The following is a 14,676-nucleotide window of genomic DNA, read 5'->3' on the forward strand; positions in this document are numbered from 1 at the left end:
ATATCGAATAATTTGAAATGATGATTTTGCCTTTTTATCTAAAAATTACTCATTTGGTTAATAAAAAGGATGGGAAAAAGAATATTTATTAATGAAAATACAATAGTTATTTCAGTTTTTAGAATTTTTACTAATTTGCTTAACCATTAAAACGGAAGATGAATAATGTACAAAACTTATGATACCCAAGTAGCCAAGCGCTTCACCATTTACAACAGCTTATTTTTAGATCTTCCCTTCAATGACATCTACCGCACCGGAACTTTACTTCCGATTTTAGGGACAGCATGTCAGGATGGTTTCCAAAAAGGATTGACTCCAAAGGAAATTATTGCAGGGTTTTTCGATGAATTAATGCCGGAATCCACTCCGGAGCAGCAATCCGATTTGCTATTTCAGATGATTCAATACGTTGAAAGACAGGTTGTATTGTTTGATTCGATAGAAGATGCAGCCTATGAAAAAATCCATGATCTGAACGGAAAAGGTACAATCAAAGCACTGATTGACCGAACTGATAACGATAATAAGCGTGAGGCATTGATAGAAAAGTTAAAGACTTTCTCTGTGCGTCTTACCCTCACTGCTCACCCTACACAGTTTTATCCAGGAAATGTTCTGGCAATTATCACTGATCTCGAAAATGCAATCCGCACAGATGATATTGGCAAGATCAATTCCCTACTTCAGCAACTGGGAAAAACTGGCTTTACCAAACGGGAGAAACCGACTCCGTATGATGAAGCTATAAGTTTGATATGGTTTCTTGAAAACATATTTTATGAAAGTATTACGGATATTATGACCCGATTGCTGGGTTCATTAAATATCCCTCTACATGATTGGGATAATCCAGGCTTGTTGAAAGTTGGTTTTTGGCCAGGTGGAGATCGGGATGGCAACCCATTTGTCACCCATACGATCACAAAGCAAGTAGCGGCTCGTCTGAAAAAGTGGGTTTTAAAATGCTATTACAAAGACGTGCGTAAAGTGCGTAGAAGATTGACTTTCAAGCATGTCGAAGAAATACTGATCAACATTGAACGTGGCCTTTATGCAACTTTATTTGAAAATAATCCTGTTTACCAAACGAAAGAGCAGTTGCTTGGAGATTTGCTTTCTGCAAGAGAAGGATTGATCAAGTATCATGAAGGTCTTTTCTTGGATGTATTGGATCAGTTTATTCTTAAGGTTAAGATTTTTGGCTTCCACTTCGCATGCATGGACATGCGTCAGGATAGCCGTAAGCACGATACATTGATCGAGGAGATTTTTGAACTGCAAGGTAAAAAGCTAGAAGGAACAGAAGATGAGCAGATTGCCCAAATCATGAGCCTTACTGAACTTCCTGAAATAGATTCCTTTCAGGATCCTTTCAATCAAGAGATGCTTCAGTCTATGGGTGTGATTGATTCTATCCAGCAGGAAAGCGGAGAGGAGATTATGAACAGATACATTATTTCCAATTGTCAATCCAGAAAGCACCTTCTTGAAGTATTCAAGCTGAATTTATTGTCTTTGGGTAAAGACAAGGAAAATATGCCTTTGGATATTGTGCCACTTTTCGAGACGATCGATGATCTGGCAGAAGCTCCGGAAATCATGGCTAGTCTTTACAACATGCCTGAATACAAAAAGCATTTGGAGTTTAGAGGAAACAAGCAAACCATCATGCTGGGATTCTCTGACGGAACCAAAGATGGTGGGTATTTACAAGCCAACTGGTCTATTTTGAGAGCAAAAGAGGAAATGACCAGGGTTTCCAGAGAGAATGGCATTGAAGTCGTATTCTTCGACGGCAGAGGAGGACCTCCTGCACGTGGTGGAGGAAATATGCATAACTTCTATGCTTCTCTAGGTGAGAAAGTGGAGAATTCCGAGATCCAGGTTACGATCCAAGGTCAGACGATTTCTGCTAATTATGGAAAAGTAGCTTCATGTACCTATAACTTCGAGCAGCTTCTAAGTGCTGGCTTAGAAAATCATCTATATGTAGGAGCAGATAAAAACCTGAATACAGAACAACGCGCTTTGATCGACGAATTAGCGGGTGAGGCTTATGAATCTTATAAGAAATTCAAAAGTCATCCAATGTTTGTTCCATATCTGGAGCATGTCACGCCGCTTAAGTATTTTGGGATGACTAATATTGGATCCAGACCTTTGAAAAGAGGTAAAGGTGAAGGCTTGAAATTTGAAGATCTCCGTGCTATTCCTTTCGTAGGTTCTTGGGCACAGATGAAGCAGAATATTCCTGGTTTTTACGGAGTAGGAGCAGCCGTTGAAGTTTTGGAAAAGAAAGGTAAACTGGGCGAACTGCAAGAACTTTATAATAACTCTCTTTTCTTCAGAGCTCTACTTGGCAATTCGATGCAGTCTCTTACCAAGTGTTTTTACCCGGCCACGGCTTATTTGAAGCAGGATAAAAACTATGGGGAATTTTGGGAGATCATGCACAGTGAATACCTCAGGTCCATCGAGAAACTAAAACAAGTTTCTTCCATGGATGAGTTGATGGGAGATAATAAAGTGATCAAAAAGTCGATCGAAATTCGTGAGCGAATAGTATTGCCTTTGATTACGGTACAGCAATATGCGATTCAGCAAATCCTGGAAACAGGTAAGACCACTGAAGTGCTCCAGAGATTGATTTTGAGAAGTATGTTTGGAATCATCAATGCGGCGAGAAACGCAGCATAATTTTCAATAAGTAATGAATGTCAAAGCCCGGTTGAACTTAAATTCAACCGGGCTTTCTTATTTAAACCGTGAAGTTCAAAGAGCTTTTGTATTTGCTACACCTAATTGTGGTCAGGCTATCTGAAAAGCTGACCTTTACGGTAGATTTATCTGATTAACCCAGCTTAGTCAGACTCTCTTCCAAAGCTTTAATTTTAGCTTCTGCATCAGCTTGCTTCTTGCGCTCCATCTCAATTACTTGAGCAGGTGCTCCAGCTACAAATCGTTCGTTGCTGAGCTTCTTCATCACCGAGTTTAGAAAGCCTTTAGTGTAGTCGATTTCTTTCTGGATATTTTCCTTTTCCTCTTCCACATTGATTGAGTCACCCATTGGAATAAAGCACTCATCAGATTTTACCACAAAGCTGATTGCATTTTCTACCTTTTCCCCGAAGTTTAATGAGGACAGGTTTGCCAGTTTATTAAGTACCGCTGAGAATCTTCCATACAATGCTTCATTTTTAGAATTGATGGTCAGATCCAGCGATTCTTTAGGGGACATGCCTTTGGAAGCTCGTAGGTTTCTAACCTGGGAAACAACCTCAAACACCTGATTTGCTTCCTCAATGATATTGCTGTCATACCCTTTTTCTTTTGGCCAGGAAGCTAGTATCAATGATTCTTCTACAGACCTTTCTTTGATCTGGTGCCAAAGTTCCTCAGAGATAAATGGCATAAATGGATGTAAGATCTTTAGGATGTCTTCGAAAAGAGCAATTGTCTTGTCGTAAGTAGCCTTATCGATAGGATGCTGATATTCCGGCTTGATCATCTCAAGATACCAAGAGCAGAAATCGCCCCAAACCAATTTATAAGTAGTCATCAAGGCATCCGAAATTCTGAATTTCTCATAATGCTCATTGATTTCTATTAACGCTTGATTGAAACGGTTTTCAAACCATTCGATGCTGGAATTATTCTTCGATCCGTCCAAATTTGGATCGATTTCCCAGCCTTTTACCAGACGGAAAGCATTCCAGATTTTATTGGCAAAGTTTCTTCCTTGCTCCACTAATTTGTCATCGTAGGGCAAATCATTTCCGGCAGGAGAGGAGAAGAGCATTCCTGTTCTGACTCCATCAGCTCCATTTTGGGCAATCAAGTCCAGAGGATCAGGGGAGTTGCCAAGAGACTTGGACATCTTTCTACCTAGTTTATCTCGAACGATACCTGTCAGATATACATTTTTAAAGGGCTTTTCTCTCATGTATTCATAGCCAGCTATGATCATACGCGCTACCCAAAAGAATAAAATCTCAGGTGCAGTCACCAAATCGTTTGTGGGATAGTAATAGTTCAATTCCTCATTCGGCTTGCCCGTAGTGAAAACTTCCGGGTCAAATACTGAAATAGGCCAAAGCCAAGAGCTGAACCAGGTATCCAATACATCTTCGTCCTGCTGCAAATCAGATAAGGTAAACGTACCATCAAATTGCTCATTGGCAAGTTGCAAGGCTTCCTCGGCAGTTTTAGCTACAACAAATTCTCCGTTTGGAAGGTGATAGGCTGGAATTCTATGTCCCCACCAAAGTTGGCGGGAGATACACCAGTCACGTACATTATCCATCCAAGCACGATACATGTTCTTGAATTTTGGCGGATAAAGTTGAATTATATCTTCCATCACTGCCTTTTGAGCAGGCCTGGTGATCTCATCCATTTTCAAAAACCACTGTAAGGAAAGTTTCGGCTCAATGACCGCATCAGTTCTTTCAGAGTGACCTACATTAGATTTGTAATCTTCTATTTTCTCCAACTGATCTACTTCCTGCAGCTTTTTGCCAATCATCTTTCTTGCGACAAAACGATCTTCGCCAACTAGGATTTGAGCTTTTTCATTTAGAGTTCCATCATCATTTAAGATGTCGATTACTTCGAGTTTGTGCTTCAGTCCAAGTTCGTAATCATTGATGTCATGAGCCGGAGTAACTTTCAGACAGCCTGTTCCAAACTCCATGTCCACGTACTCATCTTCTATAATAGGGATGGCTTTATTGATCAAAGGGACGATGGCTTTCTTTCCTTTCAAGTGAGTGAATCTCGGATCATTTGGATTGACGCAGATTGCCACATCTGCCATGATTGTTTCAGGACGGGTGGTAGCGATGGTCAGAAATTCATTTTCTGTTCCTTCGATCTTATACTTTATATAGTAAAGTTTTGATGCGATTTCCTTAGTGATCACCTCGTCATCAGACAAGGCAGTTTTGCCTTTTGGATCCCAGTTTACCATACGGATACCACGGTAGATTTTTCCTTTTTTGTGCAAATCCACAAAAACAGAAATTACAGCATCACTCAAGCCTGCATCCATCGTGAAGGCGGTTCGATCCCAATCACAGGAAGCTCCCAATTTTTTCAATTGATCCAGGATAATCCCGCCGTATTTTTCCTTCCATTCCCAGGCATGCTCAAGGAATTTATCGCGGGAAAGGGATTTTTTGTCTATGCCTTGCTCTTTTAGCAGATTAACGACCTTGGTTTCTGTTGCGATCGAAGCGTGATCAGTGCCAGGAACCCAGCAAGCATTTTTGCCCTGCATTCTGGCACGTCGGATTAATACATCCTGAATGGTATTGTTCAGCATATGTCCCATGTGCAAGACTCCTGTGACATTAGGGGGAGGAATTACGATGGTGTAAGGCTCTTTATTCGGATCAACTTTCGACGAAAATAGCTTGTGTTCCATCCAGTAAGCGTACCACTTAGCTTCGGTAGATGCTGGATCGTATTTGCTGGCAATAGACATATTCAGATTAGTATTTAGAGGGGCAAAAATAGGGAAAAAGCCAATTTTGGAGGCATGATTGGAGGATCAATTATGGTTTGATTCTAATTTAACCACAAAGGTCACAAAGAATTCGCAAAGGGTGCGAAGGAATTGATCCTGCTTCTGCAGAGGCAGGATCAAAAATTTAGTCATGCTATTATGTGTTTCCAGTCCTGGATTTCACACTATCTATTGTATTTAACCTCCATGATCTCAAAAATCCTATCCTCTTTGGCCAACTTTAATATTGCTTTTTCCCCGACTTTCTTACCCATCAATACCTTGGCAATAGGAGAGATAAAGGAGATTTTATTTTTAGAAATATCTGCTTCATCCACACCTACAAGCTGGTAGGTTTGATGCTTAGGGCTGGTGCCGATTTTGAGCGTTACGGTTGCGCCAAAGCGTATTTCATCTTGTGGCTGCTCGTCTAAATTCACAATTTTAGCAACTGCTATTCGCTCATCAAGCAAACGCATTTTTGCATTGATGTAATTTGAAGCAACACGTTTTTCCTGCTCTGTGGAGGCTTCAATAGCAGATTTTTCATCGATCAGCGCTTGCTTTTCTGCAAGTAGTTCCGACATTCCGTTTTCTGTGACGAAATTTGTAACACCCTCTGGTAAATCCGCTCTTGGCGGCACAAGTGGTGTTTCTTCCTGATCATCTTCTTTTACAAATCCTCTGCTCATGGGTTGGTTGCGATTGTCTAACCTACATAAGGAATAGAGGTGCGATTAAGTTTCATGAGGCTTAATTGAACGAATCGAATTTTGGAATACTAATCCTGATTAAGGTTCAAAGCTTCTCAATTGCGCTTAATATTCCCAATTTCTCCAAGATGTGTATGATTAAAACTATCATTGAATTTTAATCCATAGCCCATGATTCTGTCGAAGGAAATGTGAGCAAATAGTATAATCCCGGCAAACATCCAATACTCGTTTTCAAATGCTAGACCATAAAATGCAACAGCCGCTGCGACCAATCGGTGATGGAATAAATTATATAGAAAAGCTCCAACTTTTGGATTGATTAAATATCCGACCATACCAATATCAGGGACCAACAAGAGTGTTGGAAACCACCACCAGACAAAATCTAATGTGCTGAATAAATATAGGGATAACAGAAATATTGCTGCTTCTTCCAATTTTAATAAGTTCCTCATTTCTAACTGAATTAGTGTTGAGGCAAAATTGGGAAGTAGTAGGGAGAGCGCTCTTGATAAATATCAAGAAGTTGAACTGAGCTGTTTATTTCTGATTCTGCTGAATGTCTCTGGTGTCATTCCAAGCATAGAGGCGATGTACTGGAGTGGAACCTGGTTGAATAGTTCTTTATTGTACTCGAAGAAATGAATGTAGCGTTCTTCGGCAGTCATGGATAAGTGGGTGAAAACCCGGTCTTCCAAAAAGGTAAAGCATTTACCAATAAACAATTTCTCAAGTTCGTGCCAATTCGCAACGACATTTCCGATGGATTTGTAATCCTCTCCACTGATAGTGAAAAGCTCTGCATCAGTCAAAGATTCTATATTCCATCGTGCAGGAGTGCCAAAAAGTAAACTGGAAAGATCTGCTACGAAATAGCCAGGCGTAGAAATCCACTGGGTGACTTCTTTGCCGTCAGTTTGCTTATAAACTCTCAGCAATCCTGATTTTATAAAACTTAGCTTGTTACAGGGCTTTCCTGTTTTCAAAAAGTAGTCACCCTTTTTCAGCGTTTCCTGATGAAATCTCGAGCTTATGGATTTCAAACTATCTTCACGCATGACTCCGAAATAGGTGGTTATATTTTGTTCGAGGGCTGTCATAGTGAGGGTGAAAATAGTGAATTTTTTACACAAAGGTCGAGAAGATTACTTGGAGGTACGCTGTTTTGGAGTTGTACTGGCTTATTAGAAATTGGTTTTCTCAAACAAAGCCAAACAATAAAAGGAAGCATTTCTGCTTCCTTTTAAGTATCAATATAGATATATATGTACATCCACTTTTCTACCAGGTAAATGAAAAAAACAATTCGGGATTTGTTAATCTTAAGAATAAAATCCACTTAGCTCATCCTGCCTAATAAGCAAAGTATCAAATTTGGCTGGTATCATTACAGATAATCAAATTGATAAAATTTACTTTTTCACTATCGGCAGCACAATTCTGCTTAGACTTTTTGCCCCATGATGAATGGAGTTTGTGGCTATCACGCCTTCAGTCTCGTCATAGGTATTTCCTCCGGTATTCATATTTCTATCGAAGCGAGGGAAATTAGAACTACTCAATTCGATGCGGATTCTATGTCCTTTGCCGAAGTAGTTTGAAGTACTCATGGGGGTCATTTTCACTTCATAAACTTCTCCATCTTCCATCCAAACTTCTTTATCATAACCTTCTCTATATCGAACACGCTGAATAGTTTCATCCAGATTGTAAGCTTTTCCGTCAGGGTATACATCGATCAGCTTGATCGTGACATCAGTGTCTTTAGCATCTGAGGATAGATAGAGGTAGGATTCAATAAATCCCGAAACCTCAATTCCCTCTTCCAGCACATCTGAAGTATAAACCAAGATATCTTCACGCTTTTCCATCTCAGATTGATCTTTGGAGCCGCCATTACCATCAATAGCATTTCCTGTGCAGCAGACATTTCCGCCATAGGAAGTGACCGGGTTCATCGGGTCGTAGGTAAACGTATCAGGATTGTCTTTTCTAGGTTTTTTTGAAGTAAGCTTTCCGTTTCCATTAAGTGTATTTGCTTTGCCTTCTGAGTCCAAATACATGGTACTCATCTCAGCATCTGCAGGAGGCCACACATCTGAAGTTTGCCATTTGTTTGAGCCCATAGTATAATACTGTACTCTTGGCATTTCTTCCATGACCTCAGATTTTTCGCCTTTCAGCCACACATCAAACCAAGCTGTAATAATCTCGTCGTAATTTAATCGGGCATCACCCACATTAAGATCACCCACCATGGTGTTTTCAGTAGCACGAGTGTAAGAGCAGTGCAATACTGGAGCAATCACCAAGTATTGATTATTCCTAGCCATTTCAGAAACAGCATTCTCTCTAGCGTGATTGAACAAGGCGATATTCGGCCCGGCTGATACATCAAACCAAGACACAAACCAGAAGCTTGGCTTATCAAAAGGCATATCATCATGATACAATCCACCTTCAAACCACTTTGGATCATTAGGTTTGCGGGTAATCATCTCTTCATAGATTCCCATAGGACCATTTTGATTTTTAATAATATCCTGAATAGGAAGGTGGCTTAATGCCTCTTTGGAATCGATTTTAGGATATTCAGGAGACATATCATAAAAGCGCTGTAGCCTTAGCAAATCTTTTTGGCTGATACCTTTTGGCAATCTAGGAGCCAAAGGATCCTGCTGAACTCCATAAAGCCAGTTGGTGAAAAGCATCTGTCCGGCACCACCTCTGTACCAATTTCCCTGCTCATTAAATTCACCTACCCGGCCAACACCTGCTCCATAGCCTTGTGGAACAAGAGCGGCCAATGCTGGATGATCTAAGGAAGCCACAGCCATTTGCCATTCCGCAGTGGACGAGCAACCCAAAGTTCCTATTTTCCCATTACTCCAATCTTGCTTGGACATCCAATCAAAAGCGTCATATCCGTCAGTCAAAGGAACGCCTAGGATATCCCAATCTCCCTCTGAAAAATACCTTCCACGCTCATTTTGAACTACGTATGCATAACCTTTCTCCACCCAGGAAAGGGCAGTTTGCATAGTGCGGGTATTCATTTCTCCATTTCCCCAGGTGTTGAAGTTGTAGGGAGTTCTTGAAAATACAATAGGGTACTTCCCTTCTCCTTTGGGACGGTAAATATCTGTAGCCAAACGAACGCCATCCCGCATGGGCATCATGACTTTCTGGTCTACAATAGCTACTTCTTCAAGTTGGTCGATTATGCTTTTCTCCTGTGCAGAAGCAGCAAAGGCGGCCATGACAAGCAGAAAAGTGAGAATGATGTTGTAAAAGTTTTTCATGCGTTAATGATTTTTTTCATATCCCGATTTTTTGTTTTATCCAATTAGTATGGGGTCTTTAACTGGTGACAGACCTTCAGATTCAATCTAAGTTAGCGAAGAGACAGGAATAGAACTGCATAAAATGATGATTGGTCATTATTTATGGTGGCGAATTAATTGAAGTTTTGATAATTTCCACTAAAGGTCAAGTTTCCAAATACTTACGAGCTTTAAGAGATGATGAATCGTATAATCTTCCTTTTTAAAACTTTTCATTTCATACATAAAGGCTAAATTTGCGGTCACAACGATTTTTACCAATGAGCGACAGCCCAACCAACCCCCTGAGTACCTGGGTGGAAGTATCAAAGATTTCTGATTTCACAATTTACAATCTTCCTTTCGGAGTATTTCAGAATAAAAGACTTAGCGCACGTATCGGAATAGCTATCGGTGACAAGATTGTCGATTTGAGTGTGCTGGATCAGGAAGGATTCTTTTCCGACATGTTTTTACCTGAAGGAGTATTCTTAAGTGATTCCCTTAATGAGTTGATTAGCTTAGGAAAGGTGATTACAAAAAAAATTAGAGAGCGTGTACAGGACCTGTTGCTAGCAGATAATGAAAAGCTTAGAGATCATTCTGCACGTGGAAAAGTAATGGTGAATAGGAAGGAGGCAGAAATGCTTCTTCCTGTCAAAATCGGTGATTACACAGATTTTTATAGCAGTATGGAGCATGCCTCGAACGTAGGTAAAATGTTCCGTGATCCTGAGAATGCTCTATTGCCAAACTGGAAACATCTGCCTGTCGGATATCATGGTCGTGCCTCCTCCATTATTCCTTCAGGAGTGCCGGTAATCAGGCCAAAAGGACAAACAAAAGATCCTGGATCAGATTCTCCCGTTTTTGGACCTAGCAAAAAGCTGGATTTTGAGTTGGAACTTGCATTTATAACCGGCAAATCAACCAAGCTTGGTGACTCTGTATCAACAGCAGATGCTGAGGATTATATTTTCGGTTTTGTATTGTTTAACGATTGGTCAGCACGCGATATTCAGGCATGGGAATATGTGCCTTTAGGTCCATTTTTAGGAAAAAGCTTTGCTTCTTCCATCTCTCCGTGGGTAGTAACCTTGGAAGCCTTGGAGCAATTCAAAGTGGAAAGTCCCGTGCAGGAACCAGAGGTGCTTGATTATTTGAAATGTGACAAATCACATAGTTTTGATATTCAATTAGAAACCTACATTCAGCCGGAAGATGAAAAGAGTACAAAAGTTTGTACTTCCAATTTCAAAAATATTTACTGGAATGTGGCTCAGCAACTCGCTCATCACACAGTAAATGGCTGCAATATCAATGTTGGCGATATGATGGCATCGGGAACAATTTCTGGTCAGGAGCCCGATTCCTTTGGTTCCATGCTGGAATTGTCATGGAATGGAGAAAAAAAGATCAAACTTGAATCCGGAGCTGAGCGAACTTTTATCGAGGACGGAGATACCGTAATTATGAAAGGATTTGCGGAGAAAGATGGAATCAGAGTTGGCTTTGGAGAAGTGAAAACCAAGGTAGTTCCAGCCAAGTAATTTGCAAAAAACAATTATTTAAAACCCTGACTTAGTACAAGTCAGGGTTTTTTTGTGAAGATTTTCCAACTGATTTACTATCCAAGCTTTAAGTTTGTTAAGCGTTTGAACATCAGTTTATGAAGGGATTTCTATTCACTGATATTCTTTGGTTTCCGTTTAATGCATGATTTTTTTCACATGATAGCGGGATTATATTTTCAGATCTGTCTCAACTTTTTAAGAGGCAACTTTTCTTTTCAAATTCATAATTATTTAAAAAAATGGCTAAGCTTAAAAATTTATCTATTACAACCCCTATTCTTTTTGCGTTGCCACTTCGAAGCGAGTGGGCAGTAAATCCAGTTGATATCAATAAACCCATAATGGCTGGAGACTGGGATGGTGCCGGCACTCTCAAATTTTCAAGAGGCTTTGTGATGGCAAAGAATGATGCTAATTTCCTTTACCTGACACTGGATGTGGTGTCTGATACTGGAAATGACCCAAGTACGAACGATTACTTTTGGCTGTCTTTTGACAACAACCGTGATCGTAATATCACTTCTGGTGTGGATGTGAACTATGGCTTATACCCTGGACAACCAAACAAGCTGGGAAAACAAAAATATCTAGGTCCTGGTCAATGGACTGGATTACTTTCTGATCCATCTAATTCGGCAGTGGTGCAGGAATTTGGGGCTAGTCCAAACTCAAGTGAGTCTCATAGAATCTGGAAATTCAAAATTCAACTCAGTGAGATTAATGTGGCGCTGTCTTGGCCACTTAGTACCCCATATACGTATTTTGGATTTAGAGTAAAGTCCAGTAACCCTGGATTTACAACAGATTTTCCAACAAACTTCTATAAGGATTTCACCAAGCTAAGACAACTAATCCTTAGCAGAAAACCATCCATTCCTTCCAAGGATTTGGGACCATTGGTAGGCAGCGTAGGATTAATTCCTACCACGAAAATCTCTCCAACCACCGGTAGGGCAACAACGGGCTCGGGATATTATCACTTTGTGGAGAATGCGGCCTTTGGTGGTACGCTGAATCTTATCGGGAATAGAACCAAGATGCAAAGCCTGTATAGCGCAAACAACAGAAAGTATAAGGTGGAAATAGCAGGTCCCAGTGGAGGTTCCTATACAAATCTGATTAGCAATTGGTCGAATTATCGTTGGACAGGGTCAACTTATGTGCTGGAGTCATTTGCTCCGAATTCATTTGGCTATTATCAGCTGGCAAATCCTGGTATAGATTACTCCATTGATGATCTGCTCCTTCAGTTCCCAACTACAGGACTTCTGCCAGGTTTATACAGTGTGAAAGTTACTTTTTACGTAGGTACTAGTAATACTGAATTGGATTCTCAAGTGTTGAGGTTGAATATAGACAATCATGTTCCAGACGTTGTGATCCAAAGTGTGAAGCATGGCAGCAGCGAAGTGTCTGCCTGTGCGATCGAAACAATAGGCGCAGCTCCGGATGGCTTAAATTTTCGGATTACTGCCAATGATCCCGAAGGAAATCTCAGAGGAGTAAGTTTTTATGCCACCTATGGAGATGGGCTTTCTACCAGTATTTATAGTGAAAACTATACCCCTGCAAAAGGAAATTGGGCAGGCTTTGTAAACAAGCTAATTCCTGAATCCGGAAATTGGAGACCACCTCAATCCTGTGCTTACAGCTTTGTACTGGCAGCAAGTGCGAGGACTACAAATGGTTATTCTTGGGTCGGTTATAACAATACCCATCGGAATTTGACACTATTACTTGGGTAAAGATTGAAAATGGTTTAATCTCGAAAACCACTTCTACTAAGAAGTGGTTTTTTTCATGAAAACACCAGATCATATCTCTAATCTTCTAAAGGAATCACTTTTTGTTGTTTTGGTTTTTGGGGGATAGTTTGAAAACCAAATAGCCGATCCCAACTACAAAATGTAGAATCAGGATTCCGAAAATCAGGATTATTGTGGTGTTTCCGCTCATTGAATATCTAAGACAAGTGGTTTGTTACCTTCTAACTGAGTTTAGACTTAATCAAAGACTAACTCTGGTTTTCCAGTTTTGAAATTCAATTTCGAGTTCCTTAGCAATTTCGGGTTGCAGAATAATTAAATTATTGATCTCTGTTGGATCGCTTTTAAGATTATACAATTCCCAGGGAGCATTTTCTCCATGAGTGACAAGTTTCCAGTCGCCTTTTCTCACGGCTTTGCCCACAGACCATTCCCAGAAAATTGCTTCTTCCCGTTGTGATTTTTCACCCCGGATAGCTGGCAAAAGGCTTTGGCCTTCAGCAGGAAAAATAGGATTTCCCTTATATTCAGTTGGGTAATTAGCACCTGCGATTTCGGCAAGTGTTGGAAGAATATCTATAAGGTGGGCTGGGAAAGCACTTACCTCATTCTCATGTCCCAGGCCTTTCGGCCACGAGATGATCAAAGGTGTTTTGATGCCGCCTTCGAAGGAGTAGTTTTTGTAAAAGCGATGTGGAGTGTTACCTACGTTTGCCCAATCTGGTCCCAGGGAAGTCCACTGTCCAACAGATCCGATTTCGCCGTTTCCAGGGATAGTTACTACTTCGGCTGAAGCACCGTTGTCCGAAAGGAAAAGAAAAACAGTATTATCTAGCTTGCCTTGTTTTCTTAGCTTCTGGATTATTTCTCCGATTTTTTGATCCATTCGATCAATCATTGCTGCATATACTTCCATTTTCAGCTCTTCAACTTTTCGGACAGAATCTGAAAGAGATTCCCACGGCGCATAAGTTGGCTCGCTTAGAGAATAGCTTTCATCTATGATTCCTAGCTTTTTCTGCTTTTCAAATCGCTTTTTACGGATAGCCTCATAGCCTTCGGAATATTTACCTTTGTATTTCTTGATGTCTTCAGGCCAAGCCATTAATGGGTCATGAGGAGCTGTATAAGACAAGTAAAGAAAAAATGGTTTTTTATCTTCTTTGTACTCATCCAACCACTGCAAAGCATATTTGGTGAAATAGTCAGTGGAGTAATAGTCTTGCGGCACTGTATAAGGCTGCATCAATTTTCTGTCTTCGTAAAATGGCCGATCAGGTCTTTTTTGGGCAGGTTCTGGTTCATTATCTCGACGAGGACCGGGGTTGAAGTGATTTGAAGCGCCTTCTTTTAATCCATAATACCTATCAAACCCGCGGTCCATAGGATGATCGAAACCATGATGCTTGCCTGCCCACAATGTTATATATCCAGCTGATTTAAGAAGCTCTCCGACCGTGATTCCATTTTTCAAAGGCTGAAGGTAAGTGGCGCCATAGCCAACCTGCTGAGCATACATGCCCGTAATCAATGCTGCCCTCGAAGGATTGCACTTTGATGTATTATACATTTGAGTGAATCGGACGCCTCTCTCTGCAAGCCAGTCTAAATTCGGAGTTTCTACCTCACTTCCATAGCTACCAATATCTGACCAGCCCAGGTCGTCAGCCAGAATTAGAACTATATTGGGTTTTTCTTCAGCTAGTCGGAGCTGATATGGAAGGAAAAGTAGAAGAAGGAATAAATTTATTGGGTTTATCATAATCAGAAAACAGTTCAGGGCTGACT

Annotated in this window: 9 protein-coding genes; 3 read left to right on the forward strand and 6 right to left on the reverse strand. The window is 40.5% G+C overall.

Translation table 11 applies throughout. The annotated features are described in order from the left end of the window. Positions 1-165: 165 nt before the first annotated feature. Entirely contained in the window at positions 166-2,700 is a 2,535-nt protein-coding gene (locus tag AACZ73_RS14325) for a phosphoenolpyruvate carboxylase (protein ID WP_339878856.1), read from the forward strand. A 154-nt stretch (positions 2,701-2,854) separates the two neighbouring features. Here the strand turns inward: AACZ73_RS14325 and AACZ73_RS14330 are convergent, their stop codons facing one another. The 5 genes from AACZ73_RS14330 to AACZ73_RS14350 all read right to left on the reverse strand — a co-directional run bounded on the left by AACZ73_RS14330 (position 2,855) and on the right by AACZ73_RS14350 (position 9,527). Then, the gene (locus tag AACZ73_RS14330) at positions 2,855-5,488 is read right to left on the reverse strand and encodes a valine--tRNA ligase (protein WP_339878858.1); all 2,634 of its coding nucleotides are present in this window, start codon (positions 5,486-5,488) and stop codon (positions 2,855-2,857) included. A gap of 206 nt (positions 5,489-5,694) precedes the next feature. Next, positions 5,695-6,201 carry a GreA/GreB family elongation factor gene (locus tag AACZ73_RS14335; RefSeq protein WP_339878860.1) on the reverse strand — a complete coding sequence of 169 codons (507 nt, stop codon included), beginning with the start codon at positions 6,199-6,201 and terminating at the stop codon, positions 5,695-5,697. 116 nt (positions 6,202-6,317) lie between these two features. After that, positions 6,318-6,680: a DUF4260 domain-containing protein gene (locus AACZ73_RS14340; protein ID WP_339878862.1), complete on the reverse strand. Its 363-nt coding sequence runs from the start codon at positions 6,678-6,680 to the stop codon at positions 6,318-6,320. 63 nt (positions 6,681-6,743) lie between these two features. Then, positions 6,744-7,325, reverse strand: a complete 582-nt coding sequence (locus tag AACZ73_RS14345) for a Crp/Fnr family transcriptional regulator (RefSeq protein ID WP_339878864.1) — start codon at positions 7,323-7,325, stop codon at positions 6,744-6,746. Positions 7,326-7,637: 312 nt separating this feature from the next. Beyond that, a complete protein-coding gene (locus tag AACZ73_RS14350; RefSeq protein WP_339878866.1) occupies positions 7,638-9,527 on the reverse strand; it encodes a CocE/NonD family hydrolase in 1,890 nt (629 codons plus the stop codon). 302 nt (positions 9,528-9,829) lie between these two features. Here AACZ73_RS14350 and fahA point away from each other — a divergent pair, with 302 nt between their 5' ends. Both fahA and AACZ73_RS14360 read left to right on the forward strand, forming a co-directional pair. Then, the gene (gene fahA / locus AACZ73_RS14355) at positions 9,830-11,098 is read left to right on the forward strand and encodes a fumarylacetoacetase (RefSeq protein ID WP_339878868.1); all 1,269 of its coding nucleotides are present in this window, start codon (positions 9,830-9,832) and stop codon (positions 11,096-11,098) included. 263 nt (positions 11,099-11,361) lie between these two features. Beyond that, a complete protein-coding gene (locus AACZ73_RS14360; protein WP_339878870.1) occupies positions 11,362-12,867 on the forward strand; it encodes a hypothetical protein in 1,506 nt (501 codons plus the stop codon). A 262-nt stretch (positions 12,868-13,129) separates the two neighbouring features. On the opposite strand, the gene AACZ73_RS14365 is transcribed toward AACZ73_RS14360, so the two are convergent. Further along, positions 13,130-14,650, reverse strand: coding sequence for an arylsulfatase (locus AACZ73_RS14365; RefSeq protein ID WP_339878871.1), 1,521 nt, complete (start codon positions 14,648-14,650; stop codon positions 13,130-13,132). Between the last annotated feature and the right edge of the window lie 26 nt (positions 14,651-14,676).

The sequence above is a fragment of the uncultured Algoriphagus sp. genome, from assembly GCF_963974835.1.
GTDB lineage: Bacteria > Bacteroidota > Bacteroidia > Cytophagales > Cyclobacteriaceae > Algoriphagus.

Coding starts and splice junctions, on each gene's coding strand:
- AACZ73_RS14350 (WP_339878866.1), bottom strand. CDS start 9,527: ATGAAAAACTTTTACAACATCATTCTCACTTTTCTGCTTGTCATGGCC.
- AACZ73_RS14360 (WP_339878870.1), top strand. CDS start 11,362: ATGGCTAAGCTTAAAAATTTATCTATTACAACCCCTATTCTTTTTGCG.
- AACZ73_RS14365 (WP_339878871.1), bottom strand. CDS start 14,650: ATGATAAACCCAATAAATTTATTCCTTCTTCTACTTTTCCTTCCATAT.
- AACZ73_RS14340 (WP_339878862.1), bottom strand. CDS start 6,680: ATGAGGAACTTATTAAAATTGGAAGAAGCAGCAATATTTCTGTTATCC.
- AACZ73_RS14330 (WP_339878858.1), bottom strand. CDS start 5,488: ATGTCTATTGCCAGCAAATACGATCCAGCATCTACCGAAGCTAAGTGG.
- AACZ73_RS14325 (WP_339878856.1), top strand. CDS start 166: ATGTACAAAACTTATGATACCCAAGTAGCCAAGCGCTTCACCATTTAC.
- fahA (WP_339878868.1), top strand. CDS start 9,830: ATGAGCGACAGCCCAACCAACCCCCTGAGTACCTGGGTGGAAGTATCA.
- AACZ73_RS14345 (WP_339878864.1), bottom strand. CDS start 7,325: ATGACAGCCCTCGAACAAAATATAACCACCTATTTCGGAGTCATGCGT.
- AACZ73_RS14335 (WP_339878860.1), bottom strand. CDS start 6,201: ATGAGCAGAGGATTTGTAAAAGAAGATGATCAGGAAGAAACACCACTT.